This is a genomic window from Paraburkholderia haematera (assembly GCF_905220975.1).
Lineage (GTDB): Bacteria > Pseudomonadota > Gammaproteobacteria > Burkholderiales > Burkholderiaceae > Paraburkholderia > Paraburkholderia haematera.
Window position 1 is genome coordinate 122,889 of record NZ_CAJNBK010000010.1, and the last position, 20,642, is coordinate 143,530.

A 20,642-nucleotide genomic window follows, 5' to 3' on the forward strand; every position below is an offset into this window, starting at 1 on the left:
TCTCCTCAGGTTCCGATCGTGAGCGTTTTCAGCATCAGTGTCTTGGCGGTGTTCAGGGTCTCGACGTTGGCCTGGTACGAGCGCGAGGCCGAGATCATGTTGACCATTTCCTGCACCGGGTCGACGTTGGGCAGCGTGACGTAACCGTCCGAATTGGCCGCCGGGTTGCCGGGGTCGTAGGCGGTCTTCATCGGCGTCGGGTCGTCGACCACGCCGGTGACCTGCACGCCGCCGATCTGCTGGCCGGAGCCTGTGCGCGCGCCGCCGATCGGATTGACCGCGAACACGACCTGTTTGGCCTTGTACGGCTGGCCGTCCGGGCCGGTCGTACTGTCCGCGTTGGCGAGATTCGACGCCGTCACGTTGAGCCGCTGCGACTGCGCCGACATCGCGGAGCCTGCAACACCAAAAATGTTCATCAAAGATGGCATGTTTCCTTCCCTACTCTGGTCCCATGCAACGCAGTTGCACGGTTCGACCCGGCTTCAAGTTAATTCCCGTAGCGATTGTTCCTGCGTACTGCGTGTCTCGGTGCGGCGCCGGTCGTCGTGCCGGCTATTTACGAGCCCGACTGGATGGCCGCGAGCATCGTCTTGATCTGGCCCGACAGCACGGTCATGCCCGATTCGAAGTGCAACGTGTTGTCCGCGAACTGCACCCGCTCCGTATCGATATCGACCGTATTCCCGTCGAGCGCGGGTTGCGTCGGGATGCGGTATTGCAGATTGCCGTAGTCGTCGGGCGTGCCGCCGGTCGGTGTCAGCGTCGCGCGGCCGGACATGTGGCCCGGCGCGGTCGACACCATCGACATGCCGCTCGTTACCCCGGCGGGCTGCGTCATGGCGAGCGTCGAGGTGTTCGAGGCGCCCGTGCCCGCACCGCCACCGGTCTTCTTCAGCGCGCCGGCCAGCGACGAAGCGAAGTCGACGTCGCGCGCCTTGTACCCGGGGGTATCGGCGTTGGCGATATTCGACGACAGCAGCTCCTGCCGGTAAGCGCGTACATCGAGCGCCTGGCGGCCAAAGGCGAATTCGGCATCGAGTTTGTCCAGCATAGAAATCTCCGGAGAACGTTCCCGAGGCTTCCCGCTTGTGCCTGGCAATGCCTCGCATAAGGCATGCGTCGGCCGGGAAGACCTTTTTGCATGAAGTGCATCTTATGGGCCGAACGCAAGAGGCAATCGGACGAATAACCGGGAAAGGGGGCTTCTATTCAACGTTTGCGCAATGGGGGCGCTCACTAGAATGCAAGGCGTACCGATGCATTCGATGGAGAAACACGATGGACCAGCCCACCTTCGATCTGACGCACCGCGCAAGCCGCGCGGCGGCGCATCGCGTGGGTACGGTCCGGCGTGCTTCGCGCGGGGCACCCCGTCTCCTGACGCGCCTCGTCGTGAACCTCGTGGTGTGGGTCGCCGGCGGCATCGTGCTGCTTCCCGCTGCGCAGGCGCAGGACGCCGGCGGTCCCATCGTGATTCCTGGCCCGGGTGAAAAGAATCCGGCCGCCCTCGCCGATCTGGCCGCGCAGATGCAGGCAACGCCCGCCAAACGCGCCGGGTCCGCTGCGACGCTCGCCGCCGCTACCGCGCAGTCGCTGACGCCGGGGCCGGGGCCGGTCACACGCGACGCCGATCCATTCACGCGCGCCGCCAACGCGAGTGGCTCGATCGTGATTCCGGGCGCGGGCGAACCGCCTGCCGCGCCGCGGATGATCCGCACCAGTTTCAAACCCGACGCGAACGGGGTCGTGACGATTCCCGCGCCGGGCAGCGCCAATGCGGCGGTGGCCAATCCCGCGGCTGACGTTGCACGTGTCAATGTGGCGCAGGGCTCGCGGCAAGACCCCGGCGTGCAATCGGTGGTCGCCAATTCGCCCCGTAACGGAGTCGAAAGCACAATCGGCAACGCGCCGGCGGCTAGTGGCTTCGACAGTCTTGCGTCGCGCGGCGAGCCGCCTCAGTTGAGCGCGAATGGCAAACCCGTCGTGACCACCGCAGTCGCATCGAAGCCGGCACCGACAGCCGCAGCAACACCCGCATCGATGCCCACACCACCCGCCACCATTGCCCGCACGCCGGCGATGCGCCAGGTGGCGCCCGCAGTCACGCAACAGAATCTGCGACCCGCAGCGGTGGCGCAACCTGTGCCGCTCGCGGGTCAGCAAGACGCCGAGTCGATCCGCAGCGCCGCGCTTGCCTTCTTGCAGCAGCAATCGGCAGGCTTGCCGGGCAAAGTCGACATCACCGTTGCCCCGGCTTTTCCACGCGGGCTCGCGGCCTGCGCGATGCTCGAACCCTTCATGCCCAGCGGCGCGCGCCTGTGGGGCCGCATGACCGTCGGCGTGCGCTGCGCCGGCGATCGGCCGTGGACCCTCTATCTGCAAGCACGCATTTCGCTGCGCGCCACCTACTATCTGGCCGCCCGCGCGATGGCGCCAGGTGAAGTGTTCACGGCCGCCGACCTCGTCGCGCGCGACGGCGACCTGACCGGCTTGCCGCAGGCGATCGTCACGGACCCGTCGCAGGCGGTCGGCTCGGTATCGCTCGTGCGCATCGCCGGCGGCATGCCGCTGCGCCGCGACATGCTGAAAAGCGCGGCGGCGGTGTCGATCGGCCAAACGGTGCGGGTCGTCGCGGCGGGTGACGGTTTCGCGATTTCAGCCGAAGGCAGCGCAATGAACAACGCGTCGCCCGGCCAGCAGGTACGGGTGAAGACGGCCAACGGCCAGATCGTCTCCGGCATCGTCAAGGATGGTTCGACGGTGGAGATTCAGTTGTGAAGCCGCGCGGCGCCAAGCCCGGCAGGCCGCGCGCCACGGCGGATTCAGGCGCGCTGGATGCAGCGGCCACGGCACCCGCCGCGGGGCCAAATCGACTTGTAAGGAAAGGTAACACCCAGAGCGATTGCGCTAAAGTTTTGATCACGGGTTGCCGTTATCAGAATCAAATCGTTCAGGAAGCCAATCGTGAAAGTCGATTCCACAACCAATTCGAATCTGCCGACGTTGAAAGACGCCCTGTCCCGCTCGCAGCAAAGCGACGCGGCGACTGCGAACCCCAACGCGCAGAGTGCGGGCACGAGCTCGCCGACCACCACCAGCGGTTCGGGCTCGGGCGACGCCAGCGTCAGCCTGTCGGGTCTGTCGCAGCATCTGCGCAGCCTCGCGGCATCCGGTTCGGCCGATATCGACACGACGCATGTCGAGTCGATCAAGGCAGCCATCAAAGACGGCTCGCTCACGATCGATTCGAGCAAGATCGCCGACGGCGTGCTGAATACCGCGCGCGAACTGTTGCAAAGCAAAACCTCGTCGACCGGCAACTAATCGACGCATCGAAGTACGGTGAAGTGCCGGGCGGCGTTCGACAAACCCGGCTCGCGAATCATGCGCGAGCCGTCGTGTTCAGCGAGTTGTTGAGATGAAAGACGCCCTGCTTGCCAGCCTCATCGAAGAATATTCGGCCGTCGAGGCGTTCGCCTCGATTCTGGCGCTCGAGACCAAGGCACTGACCGCCTTGTCGCCGCTGGAACTGCTGCCGCCGATCGTCGAGAAGAAAACCGAACTGATCGGCACGCTCGCGAAGCTCGAAGCTACGCGCGACGCGCTGCTCGCTGAAATGGGCTTTCCGGCCGGTTGGCCCGGCATGGAACTCGCGGCCAGCGCGGATACGCGACTCGCTGAGCAATGGGCGCTGCTGCAAAAAGCCGCCGAGCGGGCGCGGCGCTTCAATACGAGCAACGGCGAGCTGATCCGCGTTCGGATGGACTACAACCAGCGCGCGCTGACGGCGCTGCAAGTGGCCGTGCCGCAGAAAGCCGGTTTCTACGGACCGGATGGGCGAATTCCGGCGCGTCCGGCAGCTTGAAGATTTCGTTCGCGCGGCGCGTTTAACGCGCTGATGCAGTTGAGTAGATTGCTTTGAACAAAAAGGGCTCGTCTTTGACGAGCCCTTTTTGTTTTCTCCTCCCGCACAGGGCGCCTAAGCCCTCCTCCAATACGCGTTAGCCGTTCGGCCAGGTAGCGCGGAATCGTCCGCCACGTTGAAATCACGGGTTCCCCCACTGAGGTTCTCCGCCGTCACGCGCAGCTTGTCGACGCTGCGCCAGACGAGCTAAGCGGAGCGTCACCACTAGCGAGGTTGTGTAATCGTGTGTATGATTTCAGGAGTACAATATGAACAGCGCCGAGGTCGTGAAAGTCATTCAAGCGGATGGTTGGCGGCTGGTCCGAATATCGGGCAGCCATCACCATTTCCGGCACGCGGAAAAAAACGGTCTCGTGACCATCCCGCATCCGAAGAAAGATCTTCCGCCCGGCACACTGAACAGCATCTTGAAACAGGCGGGCCTGAAATGAAAAACCTGATTTTCCCGATCGCAATCGAGCCTGGTGACACGCACCATGCATTCGGCGTGGTCGTCCCCGACATTCCGGGTTGTTATTCGGCAGGTGATTCGCTGGAAGAAGCGTACGCGAACGCGAAAGAAGCGATCGAGGCGCATCTGGATACGCTGCTCGACGAGGGCTTGCCGATTCCCGACCGGCTAACCCTGGATGAGCATCGGCGTAATCCGGACTACGCGGGTTTTACTTGGGGCGTTGTCGCCACGCGGAATATTCCGGCGCTGAAAAAAGCGGTACGCATCAATATCTCACTGCCCGAGGCGCTGGTTCACGATATCGACGCATACGCCCAGGCGCGCGGTATGTCGCGTTCAGCGTTTCTCGCGCTGGCCGCGGAGCATGAGATGGCGGACGCGTAACAGGTAACCGAAGAGAAGAGCAGAACAGGCGGACGTTTCCCGCACCGCCGGCCAAACTTCAAGCCATCAAACTCAAGTCGCCTCGGCGTTCGCCCAAGCCATCTCGCGCAGGCGTGTGCGCAAACGCGCCACAGCCTGGCTGTGCAGCTGGCACACCCGCGACTCACTGACTTCCATCACCGCGCCGATTTCACGCAGGTTCATGCCGCGTTCGTAGTACAGCGACATCAGCAGCTTCTCGCGCTCCGGCAACCGGTCAATCGCCTCGATCAGCGCCGAGCGCAGGCTGTCATCCAGCAGCGCCGAGAGCGGGTCCGAATGATCGACGCAGTATCTGTCGAGAAACGGCTCGTCGTCAGCGGAACGGTCGAAGTCTTCGTAATAGATGAGCTGGCTGCCGTGCAGGTCCTGGAGCATCGACTGGAACTCGTCGAGCGGCATTTGCAGATGCTCGGCAATCTCCGTTTCGCTCGCCGAGCGGCCCAGATTCTGTTCCACCTTGTGCACGGCGGACTCCACTTCGCGCGAGGTGCGCCGCAAGCTGCGCGGCAACCAGTCGTTGCTGCGCAACTCGTCGAGCATCGCGCCACGAATCCGCTGGCTAGCGTAGGTTTCAAACTGCGCGCCCTGGTCTTCCTTGTACCGGCTCGCCGCGTCGAGCAGTCCGATCATGCCGGCCTGGATCAGGTCGTCGAGATCGACACTCGCCGGCATCTTGGCAACGAGCTGCAAGCCGAGGCGACGCACCAGAGGCGCGTACTTCGTCAGAACGTCGGCTTGGGAAATCTTTCCCTGAGCGTTATACATCGTGCTCCCCTTGTCCTCGTGCCGCCGCTCAGGCGTGCTGCGCGGACGGTTGGTCGGCGTGTTGCGCCGCTGTAACTGTCGCAGGCGCCATCCAGGGCGCTTGCGACGACATCGCTGGCCGCATTGGCCAGTACTGCAATTCGGCGGCAAGGTGACGGAAGCCGCGCGCAGCCGGTGTCGATGGGAAGGCATCGACGACACACCGCGACAACTCCAGGGCTCGCGCCATCCGCGCATCCTCGGCAATGCAACCGGCGTCTTCCAGCGCCACCGTCAGGTAGCGTCCGGCCACGCCGGCCAGGTTTGCAAACGCGGTATGCGCGTCGTCCACGCTCTGCACGTGGTTCACCAGCACGCGAAACTGCGCGGTAGCGTGTGCGTAGTGCAGACGCTTCATGCAGGCGTACGCCTCGGTGATCGCTTGCGCGGCAACCCTTGTCACGATCATCACGTCGTGCGCCTGCGTCGCGAGGGGCGACAGGTGACCGTGCTGGTCAAGTTGCGCATCGATCAGCACGATGTCGGCGGAACCGCGCAACACCACACCGAACTGCGCGGCCGTGTGGCCCTCGCGGTGGTTGCGCGAGGCGGCCAGCACGGAAAAACCAAGCGCGTGGCGCACAGCGGCGTCGTCGAGTGTCATCTCGCCGCGCATCACCGCCGCAAAATTGCCTGCGCCGCGCATGCCACCGAGCACCGCGCTCACCGATTGCCCGCCGAGGCACTCGTCGATCACCAGCACGTCCTTGCCCTGCTGCGCGAGCGCCGCGGCAAGATTCACCACCGTCGTCGTGCAGCCGACGCCGGCCGAGCCGCCCGTCACCGCAAGCACGCGCGAGCCGCTTTTCGCCAACAGCCGCCGCAATCCTTCTGCCTGATCGGAGATGTATTTATCCAAAGCGGACCTCGTGCAGTTCCGCCGTCGAACGCGCGGACAGCGCGGACAGCAACGCCGGGATGTCGTCGTCGTGCGGCACGAACGGCGAGTTATCGCGGGGGATGCAGAACGTGCTCTTGATCAGGAATTTTTTCGTCGCGACGTACAGGTTTTCCGGCACCTTCTGACCGGTCGACACGTAGTGCACAGGCAGCTTGTAGCGAATCACCGTATCGAGCACGCCGCCCAGATTGGTGGCTTCGTCGAGCTTGGTCAGGATGCAGCCGGCGAGCGGCTGTTGATCCGGCGCGCGCTGATAGGCCTGCACCACTTCGTTCAAGGTATCGCCGTGGCTCGTCGCGTTGAGCAGCAGAAGACGCTGCACCGGCTGACCGGCGCGGCACAGCATCGCGATCTGGTCGGAGACCAGACGATCGCGCTGGCTCATGCCGATCGTGTCGATCAGCACGATGTGCTTGTTGCGCAACTCGGAGAGCGCGAGTTGCAGATCGGCGCCGTCTTTCACCGCGTGAACCGACACGCCGAGAATCTTGCCGAAGATGCGCAGTTGTTCGTGCCCGCCGATCCGGTAACTGTCGGTGGTGAGGAGCGCCACCTTGCTCGCGCCGAAACGCATCACGCAGCGCGCGGCGAGCTTGGCGGTGGTCGTGGTCTTGCCGACGCCCGTCGGGCCCATCAGCGCGAACACGCCGCCGCGCTCCATCAGCGCGTCTTCGTCTTCTATCACCGGCAGGTTCGATTCGAGCACCGAACGCACCCACTCCATGCCGCCTTCCATGTTGTCGACGTCATCGGGCAGGTTATCGACCATCATCTGCACGAGCTGCGCGGAGAAACCCGCGGCGAACAGGTGCTTGGTGAGCGCGGCGCGCGCCGGGCTGCGGCGCTGACGATCGCCCCACAACAGGCCGGCGAAGTGTTCTTCCATCATGCCGCGCATCGACGACAGTTCGTTCATCACGGTGTCGTTGACGACCTGCTCCATGCGCACCTTGATCGCTTCGGCGACCGAAGCAGGGGTGCGGGCGTCGTCGCCGGTGGGCTGCGGCGGTGCAACTTTCTGAGCGGCGCGGCGCGCGGCGAGTTGCGCGGCTTCGCGAGCCCACTCGGGCGTATCGGCGGCTTGCGGCACGGCCGGTTGTGCGCCCGGCTCGACGGCGGCGCCGAGGCCCTTGGCCATCGCGGCGGCCGGTGTCATCGCGGCGGGGCGTGCGCTGTACTCGCCTTGCGGCTGCTTTTCGGCCGCGATGCGGCGCGCGTGATCGATCAGCCAGGGATTCGATTCGGCCATCGTGCGCTGCGCGGCAACAGGCTGGGCCGGCATACCGGCGGCTTTCAGCAGATCCGCGCGCATGTCGTCGGTAAGACGCGTTGCCGCAGCGCGCGCGCTGGGTTGCTCGACACGGATCGATTGCGACGGCGACGCCGCAGCGGGCGCGACCGGCGTTGCTTTCGGCGCGGCGGGGACGGCGGGTTTCGCCGTTGAACCCGAGGCAGCGCCAGCGACGTTGGCCGCGCTCGGCGTCATGTTCTCGGTACCCGCTTCCGGGCTTGCGCCGAACACGGACGAAAACACGTCGGGCATACCGCTCGCATACGGATTCGCCTGCATCGTCGGATTGGCGCGCGGTGCGGCGAGCGCGGGCTGCTGTCCGGCCATCGCATTCATCGGCACGGCCAGCGGTGCGCCCGCGCTGCCGCGCGGCGCCTTCGGCGTGATGGCGGCGAGGTCGCTGTCGGCCAGTGCGACGATCTCGACGCTGCCGTCTTCCATCGTGCGATTGGACAAAACGACGGCATCCGGGCCCAAGGCTTCGCGCACGAGTCGCAGAGCATCGCGACTGGTAGCACCGACAAATTTACGAATGTTCAAGCTGGACCCCCGATGAGGTATTCGGACTTACGGACTAACGGACCGGCAACATACCGCTTCCCATTGAGATCATTATTGCGAAAGCCGTCGAGTGACGATCGATGGATAAAGACGGGTAAAGGCAGGCAATTCGGGCGATGGAAACGTGTTTCGATTCACACGCTCGACGGTTTGAAACAGCCTCTGAGGCGGCGTCCGGCGGCGCTTTTGCAGACGCCACATGATCTCCGTCGCCCGCTCGCGGCGCGAAAAACCGGGCGCCGAAATGAAAACCGGCGCTCGAGGAGCGCCGGCGGAAACCATCGGTCTGGAACAACTTCGGCTATCGATCAGGCCCAACCGCGCGGGGTTTTAACCGTGCGCCCCGATCAGATTCACCACCTTGATATTGCGCGTATCCGGCACTTCCGCGTACGACAGCACCTTCAGCTGCGGCAGGCTGCGGCGCAAAAAGCGCGCGAGCATCGGCCGTAACGCATGCTGTACCAGCAGCACCGGCGCGAGCCCAAGGTTCTGCTGACGCGTCATCGCCTTCTGCGTTTCGTTCATCAACGTATGCGCGAGGCCCGGTTCGAGGCCCGGATTGGCGCCGGTGGAAAGCGCCTGCGACAACACCCGCTCCAGATTCGAGTCGAGGCCCATCACCTGCATGTCGCCCACGCCCGGGAACCACTGCTGCGTAATCGCGCGGCCGAGCGCGAGGCGCACGGCGGCGGTGAGATCGTGCGCGTCGGTGATCTTCGGCGTGTGTTCGGACAGGGCTTCGAGAATCGTGCGCATGTCGCGGATCGGCACACCTTCTTCCAGCAGGTTTTGCAGCACCTTTTGCAGCGTGGTGAGCGGCAGAGACTTCGGCACCAGATCGTCGACCAGCGACGGCGTGTCCTTCTGCATGCGCTCCAGCAGCGACTGTACTTCACGGCGCCCGAGCAGTTCGGACGCATGCGTGACCACCAGATGATTCAGGTGCGTGGCCACCACCGTGCTCGAATCGACCACCGTGTAGCCATACACCTGCGCCTGCTCGCGCAGATTCGTATCGATCCAGATCGCCGGCAAGCCGAACGCCGGATCTTGCGTCGGCGTGCCCGGCAGCGCGGCGGACACCTGCCCCGGATTGATCGCCAGCCACTGCCCTGGATAGGCTTCGCCGACGCCCACCTCGACGCCCTTGAGCGCGATCCGGTAGCCGTTCGGCCGCAATTCGAGGTTGTCGCGGATATGGATCACCGGCGGCAGGAAGCCGATTTCCTGCGCGAACTTTTTGCGGATGCTCTTGATCCGCTTGAGCAGCTCGCCGTCCGAGTTCTTGTCGACGAGCGGAATCAGCCGGTAGCCCACTTCGAGACCGAGCGTGTCGATCATCGTCACGTCGTCCCAGCTGGCCTCGGTGTTTTCCGTGGGAGCCAGCGCGGCCGGCGCGACGTCGACGAGCGCCGTGGTGTTCTTGCGTTCCTCGGCGCGCTTTTTCATCGTGCGGCCGAGTTGAATCAAGCCTCCGCCGAGAATCAGAAACGCGAAGTGCGGCATGCCGGGAATCAGGCCCATCAATACCAGAATGACGCCGGTGATCATCAGCACGCGCGGATTCGTGAAGAGCTGGCCGGTCAACTGCGTGCCGATGTCTTCATTCGTCGCGACGCGCGAGACGATCACACCGGCCGCCGTCGAAATCACGAGCGACGGGATCTGCGCGACAAGGCCGTCACCGATGGTCAGCAGCGTATACGTCTTGCCGGCGGACGCGAAGTCCATGCCGTGCTGCACCATCCCGACGATCAGCCCACCAAGGATGTTGATCACCATGATCAGCAAACCGGCGACCGCATCGCCGCGCACGAACTTGCTGGCGCCGTCCATGGAACCGTAGAACTCGGCCTCCTGGGAGACTTCCAGGCGGCGCTTGCGGGCCTGATCTTCGTTGATGAGGCCGGCGTTCAGGTCGGCGTCGATCGCCATCTGCTTGCCGGGCATCGCATCGAGCGTGAAGCGCGCGGACACTTCCGCGATCCGCCCCGCACCCTTGGTGATCACCATGAAGTTGATGACCATCAAAATGACAAAGACGACGATACCGACCGCGAAGTTGCCGCCCACCAGGAAGTGGCCGAACGACTCGATCACCTGGCCCGCCGCATCCGGGCCGGTGTGGCCTTCGAGCAGCACGATCCGGGTGGACGCCACGTTCAGCGACAGGCGCAGCAAGGTCGAGAACAGCAGTACGCTCGGGAAAGCGGCGAAGTCGAGCGGTTTCATCGTGTACATGCTGACGAGCAGCACCATCACGGAAAGCGCGATATTGAAGGTGAACAGCAGATCCAGCAAAAACGGCGGCAACGGCAGAATCATCATGCCGAGGATCATGCAGATCAGCACCGGCCCGGCGAGGGCGCGCAAATTGGTGCCGCTCAAGGCATCCGGCCGTCGGGACAGGAATCCGGCGCGAGCGTTCATGCGGAGGCTCCTGAGGCGTCTTCGTTAGCGTTATTAAGTGTGTCGGCGGCTTCCTGCTCGGCTTCATCGTCCGGCACGCCACCCTTGTCGAGGTCCGCGGGCACGTCGAACTCGGAAGGTGCGACCGGCGCGACGCCGCCTTCGGTGTTGAAGCGCCGCAATTGATACACCCACGCGAGCACCTCGGCGACCGCGCCATACAGCGGGCCGGGAATTTCACGGTTCAGTTCGACGTTGTGATACAGCGCCCGCGCGAGCGGCGGTGCTTCCAGCAGCGGCACGTTGTTTTCCGCGGCGATTTCGCGAATCCGCGCCGCCACCAGATTCACGCCCTTGGCGACCACCTTCGGCGCGCGCATCTTGCCGTCGGTGTACTGCAGCGCGACCGCGAAGTGCGTCGGGTTGGTGACCACCACGTCGGCCTTCGGCACCTGGGTCATCATGCGGCGGCGGGCAATGGCGCGCTGCTGCTGGCGAATCCGGCCTTTGACGTGCGGATCGCCTTCGCTTTCGCGGTGTTCGCGCTTCACTTCTTCCTTCGTCATGCGCAGTTTCTTGTGGAACTGCCAGAGTTGATACGGCACGTCGAGCGCGGCCACGACGAACATGCCCGCTACCGTCATCCCGCAGCACACCGCGATCAGATGCATGGTGTTGGCGAGCGCCAGATGCACCGGCTGGGTCGCCAGCGCGAGAATTTCCTCGCGTCGATTCCAGATCGCCGTACCGCCGATACCGCCCACCACGAGCGTCTTAACGAGCGACAGGCCGAGTTGGACCGGCCCGTTGATCGAGAATATCTTGCCAAGTCCTGCGATCGGATTGAGCCGGTTGAACTTGGGCTCGAGTCCTTTCGACGAAAACTGCCAGCCGCCCAGCGCCATGGGTGCGAGCAAGGCAGCCGCGCCGGTAAAGGCCAGAATCGGCAGCAGCGCAGACAGGCCTTCGCGGCCCGCGGCGCCCGCGCCGATCAGCATGCGGCGGGTTTCGAACACCGTGGCATGGTCGAACGTAAAGGCCGCGTGCAGCATGGCCTGCAGATGCTCGCCGATGCTGCTGGACATGCTCCATACGCCGAAAAATCCCGCTGCCAGCAGGGCAAACGTCGACAGCTCCCGCGAACGCACGATCTGCCCTTCCTCGCGCGCCTTCTGCAGGCGCCGGGGGGTGGCTGATTCGGTTTTTTCGAGGTCGCTATCCTCTGCCACAAACGCTCTCCAGTCGGCTGAGGCACGGCGCCTCTTTCCAGTGAGAGGGATTATTCCCGCTCGACGCAAGCACCGATCGGCGGATAAGGGCGGAGAAAGGGGGGTATTTCGAGAGATGGAGCAGCCGGCAAAGTGCCCGGCGGGGCTTGCTGGCGGGACCGGGAAGGACGCTCGGAAAGGTCCTGCTTCGGCCGAGGGTGGTGGGTGGCCGAAGGACTACCGGCCAAGGGTGCCCGGCTGCGCGCGTGCTATGACCGCCGGACACCCGCGCGGTTTCGCGCGGGTGTCCGGCCGGTTCTTACGCTGTCACCATGCGGCCGGAGCCCGGCGCCTCAGAAGCCGACGTAAGGCGACTGACCGCCGTTCGCCGTCTGATCGAAGCCGTAATACATGTACCGGCCATAAAAGAACGGCAAACCAAGATCGAAGCTGCCGCCGCTGCCGATCTGCCCAGCCAGATCGTTGAACGCATAGTTGCTGCTGTTGCCGAACAGCGTGGCCGCACTCAGGATGCCGATGTTGACGCTGGCTTTCGTGCTATTCGCGCCGGCCAGGGTAATCGACTTGGTCTGCGCGGACGACGGGCAATAGAACCCGGCGTAATTACTGGGGCACAGCGTGAGCGAGCTATCCGAGAAGAAGTACGCGTTCGAACCCGAATCGAAGAACGCCTGCACGGTCGTGCCGTTATAGACGCTGTTGTTCATGTCGCCGAAGGAATCGGTGGCGAAAGTCTGCGCGGCTGCCAGCGCATTGTTCGACTGCGTGCCGATCCCGAATACCAGCGTGCCGGTGGCCGATGACGCGCCGGTATTCGACACCGGCGGCATCTGCACGATCACGCCGTTGTTGTCGGTCCGGAAGTTGGCGGCGGGATTGGCGACCTGCTGGTTGATCGGCACTGCGGTACGGGCGCAGGAGGTGCCGTTCGGACACGCGAAATAATTGCTGTAGGTGGCGGCGGTTGACGGGTTCGAGCAGGTTGTGCCGCAATCGGTGGGCGCCGTGCCGATACCGAGAATGCCGTTGGCGCCGAGGTCGCTGGCGGTGTTTTCCGCCGCACCGCTGCCGCAACCGGTCGGGACGGAACTCGACGCCTTGTCGCCGATGATCTGTATCGGAATGGCCCCGGTCGTCGTCTCGCCGCCAATCTGCACGGTCGCGGTGCGCACCGTGCCCCACGTGAAGCCGTCGGCGAAGTTCGCGCATTCGGCGAGTTGCGCGCCGCTGGCGAGCGTACTGACCGGCAACACACTGAGCAGCGATGAATTCACCACCGAACTGACCAGACGCAGCCCGAACGAACCGGTATCGACCTGGATGTTGTTGATGGTCTGACAATTGGATGTCGTGCCCGGCGGGCACACGGTCACGCTAACCGTCGGAATATTGATCACGCCTTTCACGCCCACGCCGACCGTGATCGGCACGGTGTTCGCCGCCGCGTTGGGGTTGATCGGCTGCTGGGTCGGGCTGGCCGGCAGCGAGCCGCCGTTCAGCGAGTCCGACGAATTGCTACTGGAACTGCCGCCGCCACCGCCGCATGCGGCCACGAGCGACACCAAGGCCACGGCCACGACGGCCTGCATCCAGCCCCTGAACTTCCCAGCAATATAACTTTGCATGGTTCGCATCGTTCGTCCTCGCCCTTACTGGATGTCGGAACCGCTGACGCCGGCGGGCAACGCCAGCGGCAACCAGGCCTGACCATTGAACGCGCCCATGTGGCCGCCGGAACGGACCACGAGGCTGCTCTGGTCGACCGCAACGGGGCCACGAGCGCCTCCGCGTACCGCTCGCACAGCCTTGACGCCGGCGACGTACTGCGGGAAATAGCTGCCGAGCAGATCGTTGAGATCCGGCATTTGCGGACCGCGCCACGCGATGCCGAAGACCGAACCGTCCGCGGCAAGGTATTCGCGCACCACGGTGCCGTTGCCGAGGGTGGTTTCACGCACGGTGTAAGACGCGGAAGCCGAGGTGGAAGAGGTGGAAGAGGCCGCGCTGGATGCGGAACGCATCACGCTTTGAGCCGCCGTTGCCGAACCGGTGCCGGGCTGCACGGTGCGGGAAGAAACCGACGCATCCGCCGGAGGCGTCATGGGGGCACCGCCCAGGCCCGCATAGGCGGACTGCACGGCAGACAACGAGGGTAATGCTAGCGCCATAACGAACCCGGCGCGGCGTACACGACTCCACATAACAATGCTCCTCCCGAGCTACTGCTGCTCGGCTCGCACCGCGCGAACCGGCCGCATGTATGCAGATCATACGGCACCGCTGCGATCGCACTCTGAAGCGATGCCTCACCGTGCCACCGGCCGATGACAGTTTCTCATCAGAAAGCGGTGCCGCTGCTTGAGTTCGTAGTATGCCTGTGGTTTGTGTCGGCAGACAGCAGGCGCACGCGGGTGCGCGGCTTGCCGTCCATTACCGGTCCGGCGGCCGGCGATCCGGCGGTCCGGCGATCCGGCGCACGCCCTTGCGGGCGGCCGCCAGGTCAGAAGCCGAGGCTCGCCAGCAGATCGTCGACCTGCGACTGGTCCTGCACCACGTCCGTCTTGCCTTCCGGATTGATCTGCGGGCCATTCAACAGATGTTCCGGGCTGCCGGTGGACGATGGCTCAGCCGCCAGTGCCGCCGCGTTCGCCGCGAACTGCTCGCGCCGCTCGAGCGCGATGTTTTCGACCAGCACGCCGAGCAGTTGCTGCTCGATCAGGTACACGACATCCGTGATCTTCTTGATGACCTGGCCGGTCAGATCCTGGAAGTCCTGCGCCAGCATGATCTCCATGAGCTGCGCGTTGGTCGCGCCGGTGGCTTCGGGCAAGCCGTGCAGGAAAGTGCGCGTGTCCTTGATCACCGCGCGCACTTCGTCGCGCTCGATCGGCGCTTCGTACCACTTTTCCCAGCGCGCATCGAGCTCTGCCGCGTCCTGCTGTAATTGCGTCTGGATCGGCTTCGCGATGTCGATCGCCGACAGGACGCGCTCGGCGGCCTGCTCGGTCATGTTCGCGATGTACTTCAGACGGTCGCGAGCGTCGGGCACGGCTTCCGCCGCACGCTCGACATGCTTGTCGAGCCCGAGCTCGCGCATCGAGTCGCGCAGCGTGCGCGTCAGGTGTCCAATGCGAGCCAGAATGCGGTCGGACGCGAAGTCGCCGTTTTCATTGGCCGCGTCGACGCCTTGCGCGTTGGTCGGCAGATTCACATCAGCTCCCGGCTTTCGCCATCTTCTCGATAATCTTGTTGAGCTTCTCGTCGAGCGTCGCGGCCGTGAACGGCTTGACGACATAACCGCTCGCGCCGGCTTGCGCCGCCGCGATGATGTTTTCCTTCTTCGACTCGGCCGTCACCATCAGCACCGGCAGATGCGTGAGGTTGGCGTCGGCGCGGATTTCCTTGAGCATGGCCAGACCGTCGAGGTTCGGCATGTTCCAGTCGGAGATCACGAAGTCGTACGTACCGCCGCGCAAACGCGAGAGGCCGGCCTGACCGTCTTCCGCCTCGTCGACGTTCGAGTAGCCGAGCTCTTTGAGCAGGTTGCGAACGATCCGGCGCATCGTCGGAAAGTCGTCAACCACCAGAATCTTCATTCCCTTATCCATTTCATTCCCTTTGCTTGATCCACGATGCGGCGCATGACCGCCAGTTCGATCCACACGGCGCGCATCATACTCTCTGTACGCGATCGCCCATTGACGACAGACGCGCCATCACGCGACGGCTCATTTCCGGCAGTGACGCAATTTCGTCCGCGGCGCCAAGCGCAATGGCTTCGCGCGGCATGCCGAACACGATACAGCTCGCTTCGTCCTGCGCGAGGGTATACGCCCCCGCTTTTTTCATCTCCAGCAGCCCGGCGGCGCCATCACGCCCCATCCCGGTCAGAATCACGCCGACCGCGTTCTTGCCCGCGTGCTGCGCGGCCGAACGGAACAGCACATCGACCGACGGCCGATGCCGGTTCACCGGCGGTTCGTCGGACAAATGCGCAATATAGTTCGCGCCGCTGCGGGCCAGCAACAGGTGAGCGTGGCCAGGCGCGATATAAGCATGTCCCGGCAGCACGCGTTCGCCGTGCTCTGCCTCTTTAACGGTAATCCTGCACAAACCATTAAGGCGTTGTGCAAAAGATTTTGTGAAACCCGGCGGCATGTGCTGCGCGATCAGCACGGCAGGCGCATCCGGCGGCAGCGGCACGAGCACTTCGCGGATCGCTTCGGTGCCGCCCGTCGATGCGCCAACGATGATCAGCTTCTCCGTACTGAGCAGCGGATTGTTGAAAAGCGGCGCGGCAGCGGCGGCCGGCGCATGCGCGGCATGCGTGGCCGCGTGCTGCACCGGCGCGGCCTGACGCACCCGAGCGCGAGCCGCGGCGCGAATCTTGTCGGCAAGCTTTTCCGAGTAGTCGAGCATGCCGTCGCGAATGCCGACCTTCGGCTTGGTGACGAAGTCGACCGCGCCCAGTTCCAGCGCGCGCAGCGTGATTTCATTGCCGCGCTCGGTCAGCGACGACACCATCACGACCGGCATCGGCCGCAGACGCATCAGTTTCTCGAGGAAGTCGAGACCGTCCATGCGCGGCATTTCGACGTCGAGCGTCAGCACGTCCGGATTGTGCTGCTTGATGAGATCGCGCGCGACCAGCGGGTCGGGTGCGGTCGCCACGACCGTCATGTCCGGCTGGCCATTGATGATTTCCGTCATCAGGCTGCGGATCAGCGCCGAATCGTCGACGCACAGTACTTTGATTTTTTGCACAGCGCTCACGCCTCCTCTGTAGTTCTGGCGTTGTTTGTATTAATCGGGCGCGGGCTTGCGCCGAACAGCTCGATGCGCGGCTTCGAGCTGCCTGCGCCCGCACCGCCTGCTGCACCGAACAGTTCGACCTTGGGCCGCGTGGGCGCCGGCGTCGCGAACAACTCGACCCGTTTGCGCGCCGCCGCGAGCCGCTCGGCGCGCGCTTCGGCGCTTTGCCGCATCAGCGCCTGTTCGCGCTCGGCCACGCCCGCTTCCTGCTGCAAGCGCAACTTCTTCACCATCACCTGGCCGGAACGCGGCATGAAGGCGACCTTGCGCGGATGATTGCCCTGCAAATCCTCTGCGACGATGCGGATCTTTTCGAGCGCCAGATAGCGGCGCACGAATTCCGAATTGCGGTCGCCGATGTTCATCGTCGTCATGCCAGCCAGCACGGCGCCGCCGCCGAACACCTTGGCTTCGAAACGTTCGCGCCGGCCGCCGGCCTTGATCAGCTCATTGATCAGCACTTCCATGGCGTACGCGCCGTAGCGCATCGAATCCGACGCGGGCTGGCCCGCGTCCGCGCCGTCGTCGGGCAGCATGAAGTGATTCATGCCGCCAATGCCGGCCGTGCGGTCCTGAATGCAGGCTGCAACACACGAACCGAGCACAGTGACGAGCACCATGTCTTCGCTTGTCGTATAGAACTCGTTTGGCAACAACTTCACGCCGGGACGCTGGAAGTGGTTGTCGAAGTACAGATTGGAGGCGATCGGCAGGCTGCTGCTCATGCGGTCACCCCGCTCGTCGTTGCGCTGCCGGCATGGCTCGTGGCGCGGACCGGCGTGCGGGCCGTGCCTGCGTCACGCGTCAGTTCGTAGACGGTCTGGCCGCGCAGCTTGAATGCCTGCGTCACATAAGTGAAGTTTTCCGAGTGGCCGGCAAACAGCAAGCCCCCCGATTTCATTAGCGGCTCAAAGCGCGCGAGCACCTGGGCCTGCGTCGGCTTGTCGAAATAGATCATCACGTTGCGACAGAAAATCGCGTCGAACTGCGAGCGCAACTGGTAGTCGCGGTCGGTCAGATTCAGTTGCTCGAAGCGCACCATCGCGCGCACTTCCGGGCGCACCTTGACCATGCCGGCGTGCGCGCCGGTGCCTTTCAGGAAGAAGCGCTTGAGCCGCTCGGGCGAAAGGTGCTTCACCTGGTCGAACTGATACATGCCGGCTTCGGCTTTCGCCAGCACCTGGGTGTCGATGTCGGTGGCGAGCACGGTAGCCTGACGCGCGCCGCTGTCGCCGAGCGCTTCGATCAGCGTCATGGCGATCGAATACGGCTCTTCTCCGGTCGAGGCCGCCGAACACCATACCGAAACCGGCTGCGCGCGGCGCGGCACGAACTCGGCGAGGATCGGAAAATGATGGGCCTCGCGAAAGAACGCGGTCAGGTTGGTCGTCAGCGCATTGGTGAACGCCTCCCACTCGGCCGGATCGTTTTCCGCCTCGATCAGATCGAGATACTGCTTGAAGGTCTCGAGGCCACGGGCGCGCAACCGGCGCGCCAGCCGGCTGTACGCCATGTCGCGCTTGTGATCCGACAGCGAAATGCCCGCGCTGCGATGAATCAGATCGCGAATACGAGCGAAATCCGCCGACGTGAACTCGAAATCCCGTGCTTGCTCGCCGGATCTAACCGGTTCCGCCCGCTCGGGAGGTGCCGCTTGCGAACGTGCTGCTTGCGGACGTTGTTGTGCGCGCGTTGCCATCATGAGAGTTCCTGCCTGCAATACGAGCCATCCGGCTTTTCGTCAAAAGGCTTGCTTCTGCCGAAAGGGATTGTGTTCGCGGGGTCGCGCCCGCCCGCGAGTTCTGCCAACAGACGGTCGGCCCGCCACACGCCTTGTAAGCGTGCTTCGATGATTCGCCCCTCATGGAGCGAGATGCCGAATGACCGCATGTCTTTGTGCCACTTCCTAGAACGTTTCCCAGTCCGCGTCCGATCCTGCCGTCGCGGCGCCTGCCGGGGCCGGGCGTACTGCGGTTTCGGATGCGGCGCGGGCCGTCTTCGGTTTGAGAGCCGGTTCGACACGCGTGGTGTCGGCACCCTGGGTGGCCGAAGCGGGTGTCGCATGGGCTGCTATGCCTGCCGCCGTGCTTGCCGCCTTGCCTGCCGCCGGGTGTGCCGCACTGTGTGCGGGCGCTTGCGGCGCGGCCTTGGCCGGCTGTGCGTGCGGTTTACCGTTCCTGCTGCCGCTCTTGCTGCCGTTCGGGCGTGCCGCAGCGTGCGGACGGGCCGCCGTCACGCTGCTGCGCGTCTGGCCGCCGGCTACTTTCCAGCCGTTCACCACCGTTTGCAACTGACGCGTCTGCTCTTCGAGCGAAGCCGCCGCAGCAGCAGCCTGTTCGACCAGTGCGGCGTTCTGCTGCGTCACCTCGTCCATCTGCACGACCGCGCGATTCACCTGTTCGATGCCGCCCGACTGCTCTTCGGACGCCGCGCTGATTTCGCCCATGATGTCGGTCACGCGGCGCACCGCCTGCACGATCTCCTCCATCGTGGTGCCCGCGCGGCCGACCAGCACCGAGCCGCTTTGCACCTTGTCGACGGAGTCGCCGATCAGTTCCTTGATTTCCTTCGCGGCGCTGGCGCTGCGCTGCGCGAGGCTGCGCACTTCGCCTGCGACCACCGCGAAACCGCGGCCCTGTTCGCCTGCCCGCGCGGCTTCCACCGCCGCGTTCAGCGCGAGAATGTTGGTCTGGAATGCAATCCCTTCGATCACGCCGATGATGTCGACGACCTTGTTCGAACTGGTCGCGATGCCCTGCATCGTCGTGACGACCTGGCTCACCACGTCGCCGCCGCGCGTCGCGATATCTGACGCATTGACGGCCAACTGGCTCGCCTGGCGTGCGTTCTCGGCGTTCTGGCGCACGGTGCCGGTCAGCTGCTCCATGCTCGAAGCGGTTTCCTGCAACGACGCGGCCTGCTGTTCGGTGCGTTGCGAGAGATCGGTGTTGCCCATCGCGATTTCGCGCGCGCCGGTGTCGATCGATTCGGTGCTGCTGTGAACCGCCTTCACCATCGTCGCCATGCTGTCCTGCATGCGCTTGATGCCGGCGAAGAGGCGGCCGATTTCATTACGGCTGAATACTTCGATTGTCTCGGACAGGTCGCCCGAGGCGATCCGTTCGAAGCATGCTGTCGCATCGTTCAGCGGCTGCACGATCAGGCCGCGCAGGGCGAAGCGGATGCCCACCACCAACAGCAACGCGATCGCGGTGACGCCGATGATCAGCGTCGTCATCAGGGAGATGCTCGCTTGCGCGCTCGCCTGCTGATCCACGGCAAGCTGCTGCAGCGTCTTGATGACGTTGGACGCGGCGTTGTCGTACGCAAGGAACATCGGGGGGATCTTGGTATCGGCGATCGCGTGATAGGCCGCCGGATCATTCGCGCGCAATGCGGCGAACTCCGGATCGACGCCGTCTCGCGTCAGGGTCGTGCGGCGCGCCGTCAGCTCGTCAACCAGCGCCTGGTCAACGCCGTTCTTCGGTGCGTTGAGAAACGCCTGCCAGTTCTCGGTTGACTTGCCGAGCAGCACCTGCGCACGATCGAACGCCTTCTTCGCCTGCTCGGTGTCGCCAGCGGTGCTCAACGCGGTAACGCGGTCCAGCGTCACGCGCGATCGCAACAGGTACGCCGACGCCTCGTCGAGCGCGTGAATGGCGACCAGATCGCCGCGCGCGATACGGTCGAGCGACTGGCTCGCGCTGTTTAACGCGGTTAGACCAAGCGCGCCGACCACGACGGTCAGCGCAACCAGAATGATCCCCACCATCGTCAACGATGTGCGAATCGACCACCTGCTCAGCATCTTAGTGCTCCCTGTT

The 20,642-nt window shown here is 64.4% G+C and carries 20 protein-coding genes; 5 read left to right on the forward strand and 15 right to left on the reverse strand.

Annotated elements, in window-relative coordinates; all coding sequences use genetic code 11:
- Positions 1–5: 5 nt before the first annotated feature.
- Together flgC and flgB are read right to left on the reverse strand one after the other, a co-directional pair.
- Positions 6–431, reverse strand: coding sequence for a flagellar basal body rod protein FlgC (gene flgC, locus KHO23_RS19080; protein WP_211612808.1), 426 nt, complete (start codon positions 429–431; stop codon positions 6–8).
- 128 nt (positions 432–559) lie between these two features.
- On the reverse strand, positions 560–1,054 hold the full coding sequence (gene flgB, locus KHO23_RS19085) for a flagellar basal body rod protein FlgB (RefSeq protein WP_211612809.1): 495 nt from the start codon (positions 1,052–1,054) through the stop codon (positions 560–562).
- Positions 1,055–1,281: 227 nt separating this feature from the next.
- Between flgB and flgA the strand changes: the two genes are divergently transcribed.
- The 5 genes from flgA to KHO23_RS19110 all read left to right on the forward strand — a co-directional run bounded on the left by flgA (position 1,282) and on the right by KHO23_RS19110 (position 4,766).
- The gene (gene flgA / locus KHO23_RS19090; protein ID WP_211612811.1) at positions 1,282–2,781 is read left to right on the forward strand and encodes a flagellar basal body P-ring formation chaperone FlgA; all 1,500 of its coding nucleotides are present in this window, start codon (positions 1,282–1,284) and stop codon (positions 2,779–2,781) included.
- Between the two features lie 186 nt (positions 2,782–2,967).
- A complete protein-coding gene (gene flgM / locus KHO23_RS19095; protein WP_211612816.1) occupies positions 2,968–3,327 on the forward strand; it encodes a flagellar biosynthesis anti-sigma factor FlgM in 360 nt (119 codons plus the stop codon).
- Between the two features lie 94 nt (positions 3,328–3,421).
- Positions 3,422–3,868 (forward strand): flagella synthesis protein FlgN, encoded by a 447-nt coding sequence (locus KHO23_RS19100; protein ID WP_211612818.1) that lies wholly within the window; start codon positions 3,422–3,424, stop codon positions 3,866–3,868.
- A 308-nt stretch (positions 3,869–4,176) separates the two neighbouring features.
- Complete coding sequence (locus KHO23_RS19105) at positions 4,177–4,359, forward strand: type II toxin-antitoxin system HicA family toxin (RefSeq protein ID WP_211612823.1); 183 nt, start codon at positions 4,177–4,179, stop codon at positions 4,357–4,359.
- Entirely contained in the window at positions 4,356–4,766 is a 411-nt protein-coding gene (locus tag KHO23_RS19110; protein WP_211612825.1) for a type II toxin-antitoxin system HicB family antitoxin, read from the forward strand. The genes KHO23_RS19105 and KHO23_RS19110 overlap by 4 nt, the downstream gene beginning before the upstream one ends.
- A gap of 72 nt (positions 4,767–4,838) precedes the next feature.
- On the opposite strand, the gene KHO23_RS19115 is transcribed toward KHO23_RS19110, so the two are convergent.
- The 13 genes from KHO23_RS19115 to KHO23_RS19175 form a co-directional block, all read right to left on the reverse strand.
- Positions 4,839–5,573 (reverse strand): RNA polymerase sigma factor FliA, encoded by a 735-nt coding sequence (locus tag KHO23_RS19115; RefSeq protein ID WP_211612826.1) that lies wholly within the window; start codon positions 5,571–5,573, stop codon positions 4,839–4,841.
- A gap of 28 nt (positions 5,574–5,601) precedes the next feature.
- Positions 5,602–6,471, reverse strand: coding sequence for a MinD/ParA family ATP-binding protein (locus KHO23_RS19120; RefSeq protein WP_211612827.1), 870 nt, complete (start codon positions 6,469–6,471; stop codon positions 5,602–5,604).
- Complete coding sequence (gene flhF, locus KHO23_RS19125; RefSeq protein WP_211612829.1) at positions 6,464–8,344, reverse strand: flagellar biosynthesis protein FlhF; 1,881 nt, start codon at positions 8,342–8,344, stop codon at positions 6,464–6,466. Before flhF ends, KHO23_RS19120 begins: the two co-directional genes overlap by 8 nt.
- A 351-nt stretch (positions 8,345–8,695) precedes the next feature.
- On the reverse strand, positions 8,696–10,798 hold the full coding sequence (gene flhA / locus KHO23_RS19130) for a flagellar biosynthesis protein FlhA (RefSeq protein ID WP_211612831.1): 2,103 nt from the start codon (positions 10,796–10,798) through the stop codon (positions 8,696–8,698).
- Positions 10,795–12,006, reverse strand: a complete 1,212-nt coding sequence (gene flhB / locus KHO23_RS19135) for a flagellar biosynthesis protein FlhB (protein WP_211612833.1) — start codon at positions 12,004–12,006, stop codon at positions 10,795–10,797. Before flhB ends, flhA begins: the two co-directional genes overlap by 4 nt.
- 332 nt (positions 12,007–12,338) lie before the next feature.
- Positions 12,339–13,640 (reverse strand): DUF3443 domain-containing protein, encoded by a 1,302-nt coding sequence (locus KHO23_RS19140; protein WP_211612835.1) that lies wholly within the window; start codon positions 13,638–13,640, stop codon positions 12,339–12,341.
- A 15-nt stretch (positions 13,641–13,655) separates the two neighbouring features.
- Entirely contained in the window at positions 13,656–14,207 is a 552-nt protein-coding gene (locus KHO23_RS19145; protein ID WP_211612837.1) for a DUF2844 domain-containing protein, read from the reverse strand.
- A gap of 299 nt (positions 14,208–14,506) precedes the next feature.
- The gene (gene cheZ, locus KHO23_RS19150) at positions 14,507–15,217 is read right to left on the reverse strand and encodes a protein phosphatase CheZ (RefSeq protein ID WP_236066922.1); all 711 of its coding nucleotides are present in this window, start codon (positions 15,215–15,217) and stop codon (positions 14,507–14,509) included.
- A gap of 1 nt (position 15,218) precedes the next feature.
- Entirely contained in the window at positions 15,219–15,614 is a 396-nt protein-coding gene (gene cheY / locus KHO23_RS19155; protein ID WP_211612839.1) for a chemotaxis response regulator CheY, read from the reverse strand.
- Between the two features lie 64 nt (positions 15,615–15,678).
- Complete coding sequence (locus KHO23_RS19160; RefSeq protein WP_211612840.1) at positions 15,679–16,770, reverse strand: protein-glutamate methylesterase/protein-glutamine glutaminase; 1,092 nt, start codon at positions 16,768–16,770, stop codon at positions 15,679–15,681.
- 5 nt (positions 16,771–16,775) lie between these two features.
- Complete coding sequence (gene cheD, locus KHO23_RS19165; protein WP_211612841.1) at positions 16,776–17,543, reverse strand: chemoreceptor glutamine deamidase CheD; 768 nt, start codon at positions 17,541–17,543, stop codon at positions 16,776–16,778.
- Positions 17,540–18,520 carry a CheR family methyltransferase gene (locus KHO23_RS19170; RefSeq protein WP_211612842.1) on the reverse strand — a complete coding sequence of 327 codons (981 nt, stop codon included), beginning with the start codon at positions 18,518–18,520 and terminating at the stop codon, positions 17,540–17,542. Before KHO23_RS19170 ends, cheD begins: the two co-directional genes overlap by 4 nt.
- A 204-nt stretch (positions 18,521–18,724) precedes the next feature.
- Positions 18,725–20,626, reverse strand: a complete 1,902-nt coding sequence (locus KHO23_RS19175) for a methyl-accepting chemotaxis protein (RefSeq protein ID WP_211612843.1) — start codon at positions 20,624–20,626, stop codon at positions 18,725–18,727.
- Between the last annotated feature and the right edge of the window lie 16 nt (positions 20,627–20,642).

Coding starts and splice junctions, on each gene's coding strand:
- flgC (WP_211612808.1), bottom strand. CDS start 431: ATGCCATCTTTGATGAACATTTTTGGTGTTGCAGGCTCCGCGATGTCG.
- flgB (WP_211612809.1), bottom strand. CDS start 1,054: ATGCTGGACAAACTCGATGCCGAATTCGCCTTTGGCCGCCAGGCGCTC.
- flgA (WP_211612811.1), top strand. CDS start 1,282: ATGGACCAGCCCACCTTCGATCTGACGCACCGCGCAAGCCGCGCGGCG.
- KHO23_RS19100 (WP_211612818.1), top strand. CDS start 3,422: ATGAAAGACGCCCTGCTTGCCAGCCTCATCGAAGAATATTCGGCCGTC.
- KHO23_RS19105 (WP_211612823.1), top strand. CDS start 4,177: ATGAACAGCGCCGAGGTCGTGAAAGTCATTCAAGCGGATGGTTGGCGG.
- KHO23_RS19110 (WP_211612825.1), top strand. CDS start 4,356: ATGAAAAACCTGATTTTCCCGATCGCAATCGAGCCTGGTGACACGCAC.
- KHO23_RS19115 (WP_211612826.1), bottom strand. CDS start 5,573: ATGTATAACGCTCAGGGAAAGATTTCCCAAGCCGACGTTCTGACGAAG.
- flhA (WP_211612831.1), bottom strand. CDS start 10,798: ATGAACGCTCGCGCCGGATTCCTGTCCCGACGGCCGGATGCCTTGAGC.
- KHO23_RS19140 (WP_211612835.1), bottom strand. CDS start 13,640: ATGCGAACCATGCAAAGTTATATTGCTGGGAAGTTCAGGGGCTGGATG.
- KHO23_RS19145 (WP_211612837.1), bottom strand. CDS start 14,207: ATGTGGAGTCGTGTACGCCGCGCCGGGTTCGTTATGGCGCTAGCATTA.
- cheY (WP_211612839.1), bottom strand. CDS start 15,614: ATGGATAAGGGAATGAAGATTCTGGTGGTTGACGACTTTCCGACGATG.
- cheD (WP_211612841.1), bottom strand. CDS start 17,543: ATGAGCAGCAGCCTGCCGATCGCCTCCAATCTGTACTTCGACAACCAC.
- KHO23_RS19170 (WP_211612842.1), bottom strand. CDS start 18,520: ATGATGGCAACGCGCGCACAACAACGTCCGCAAGCAGCACGTTCGCAA.
- KHO23_RS19175 (WP_211612843.1), bottom strand. CDS start 20,626: ATGCTGAGCAGGTGGTCGATTCGCACATCGTTGACGATGGTGGGGATC.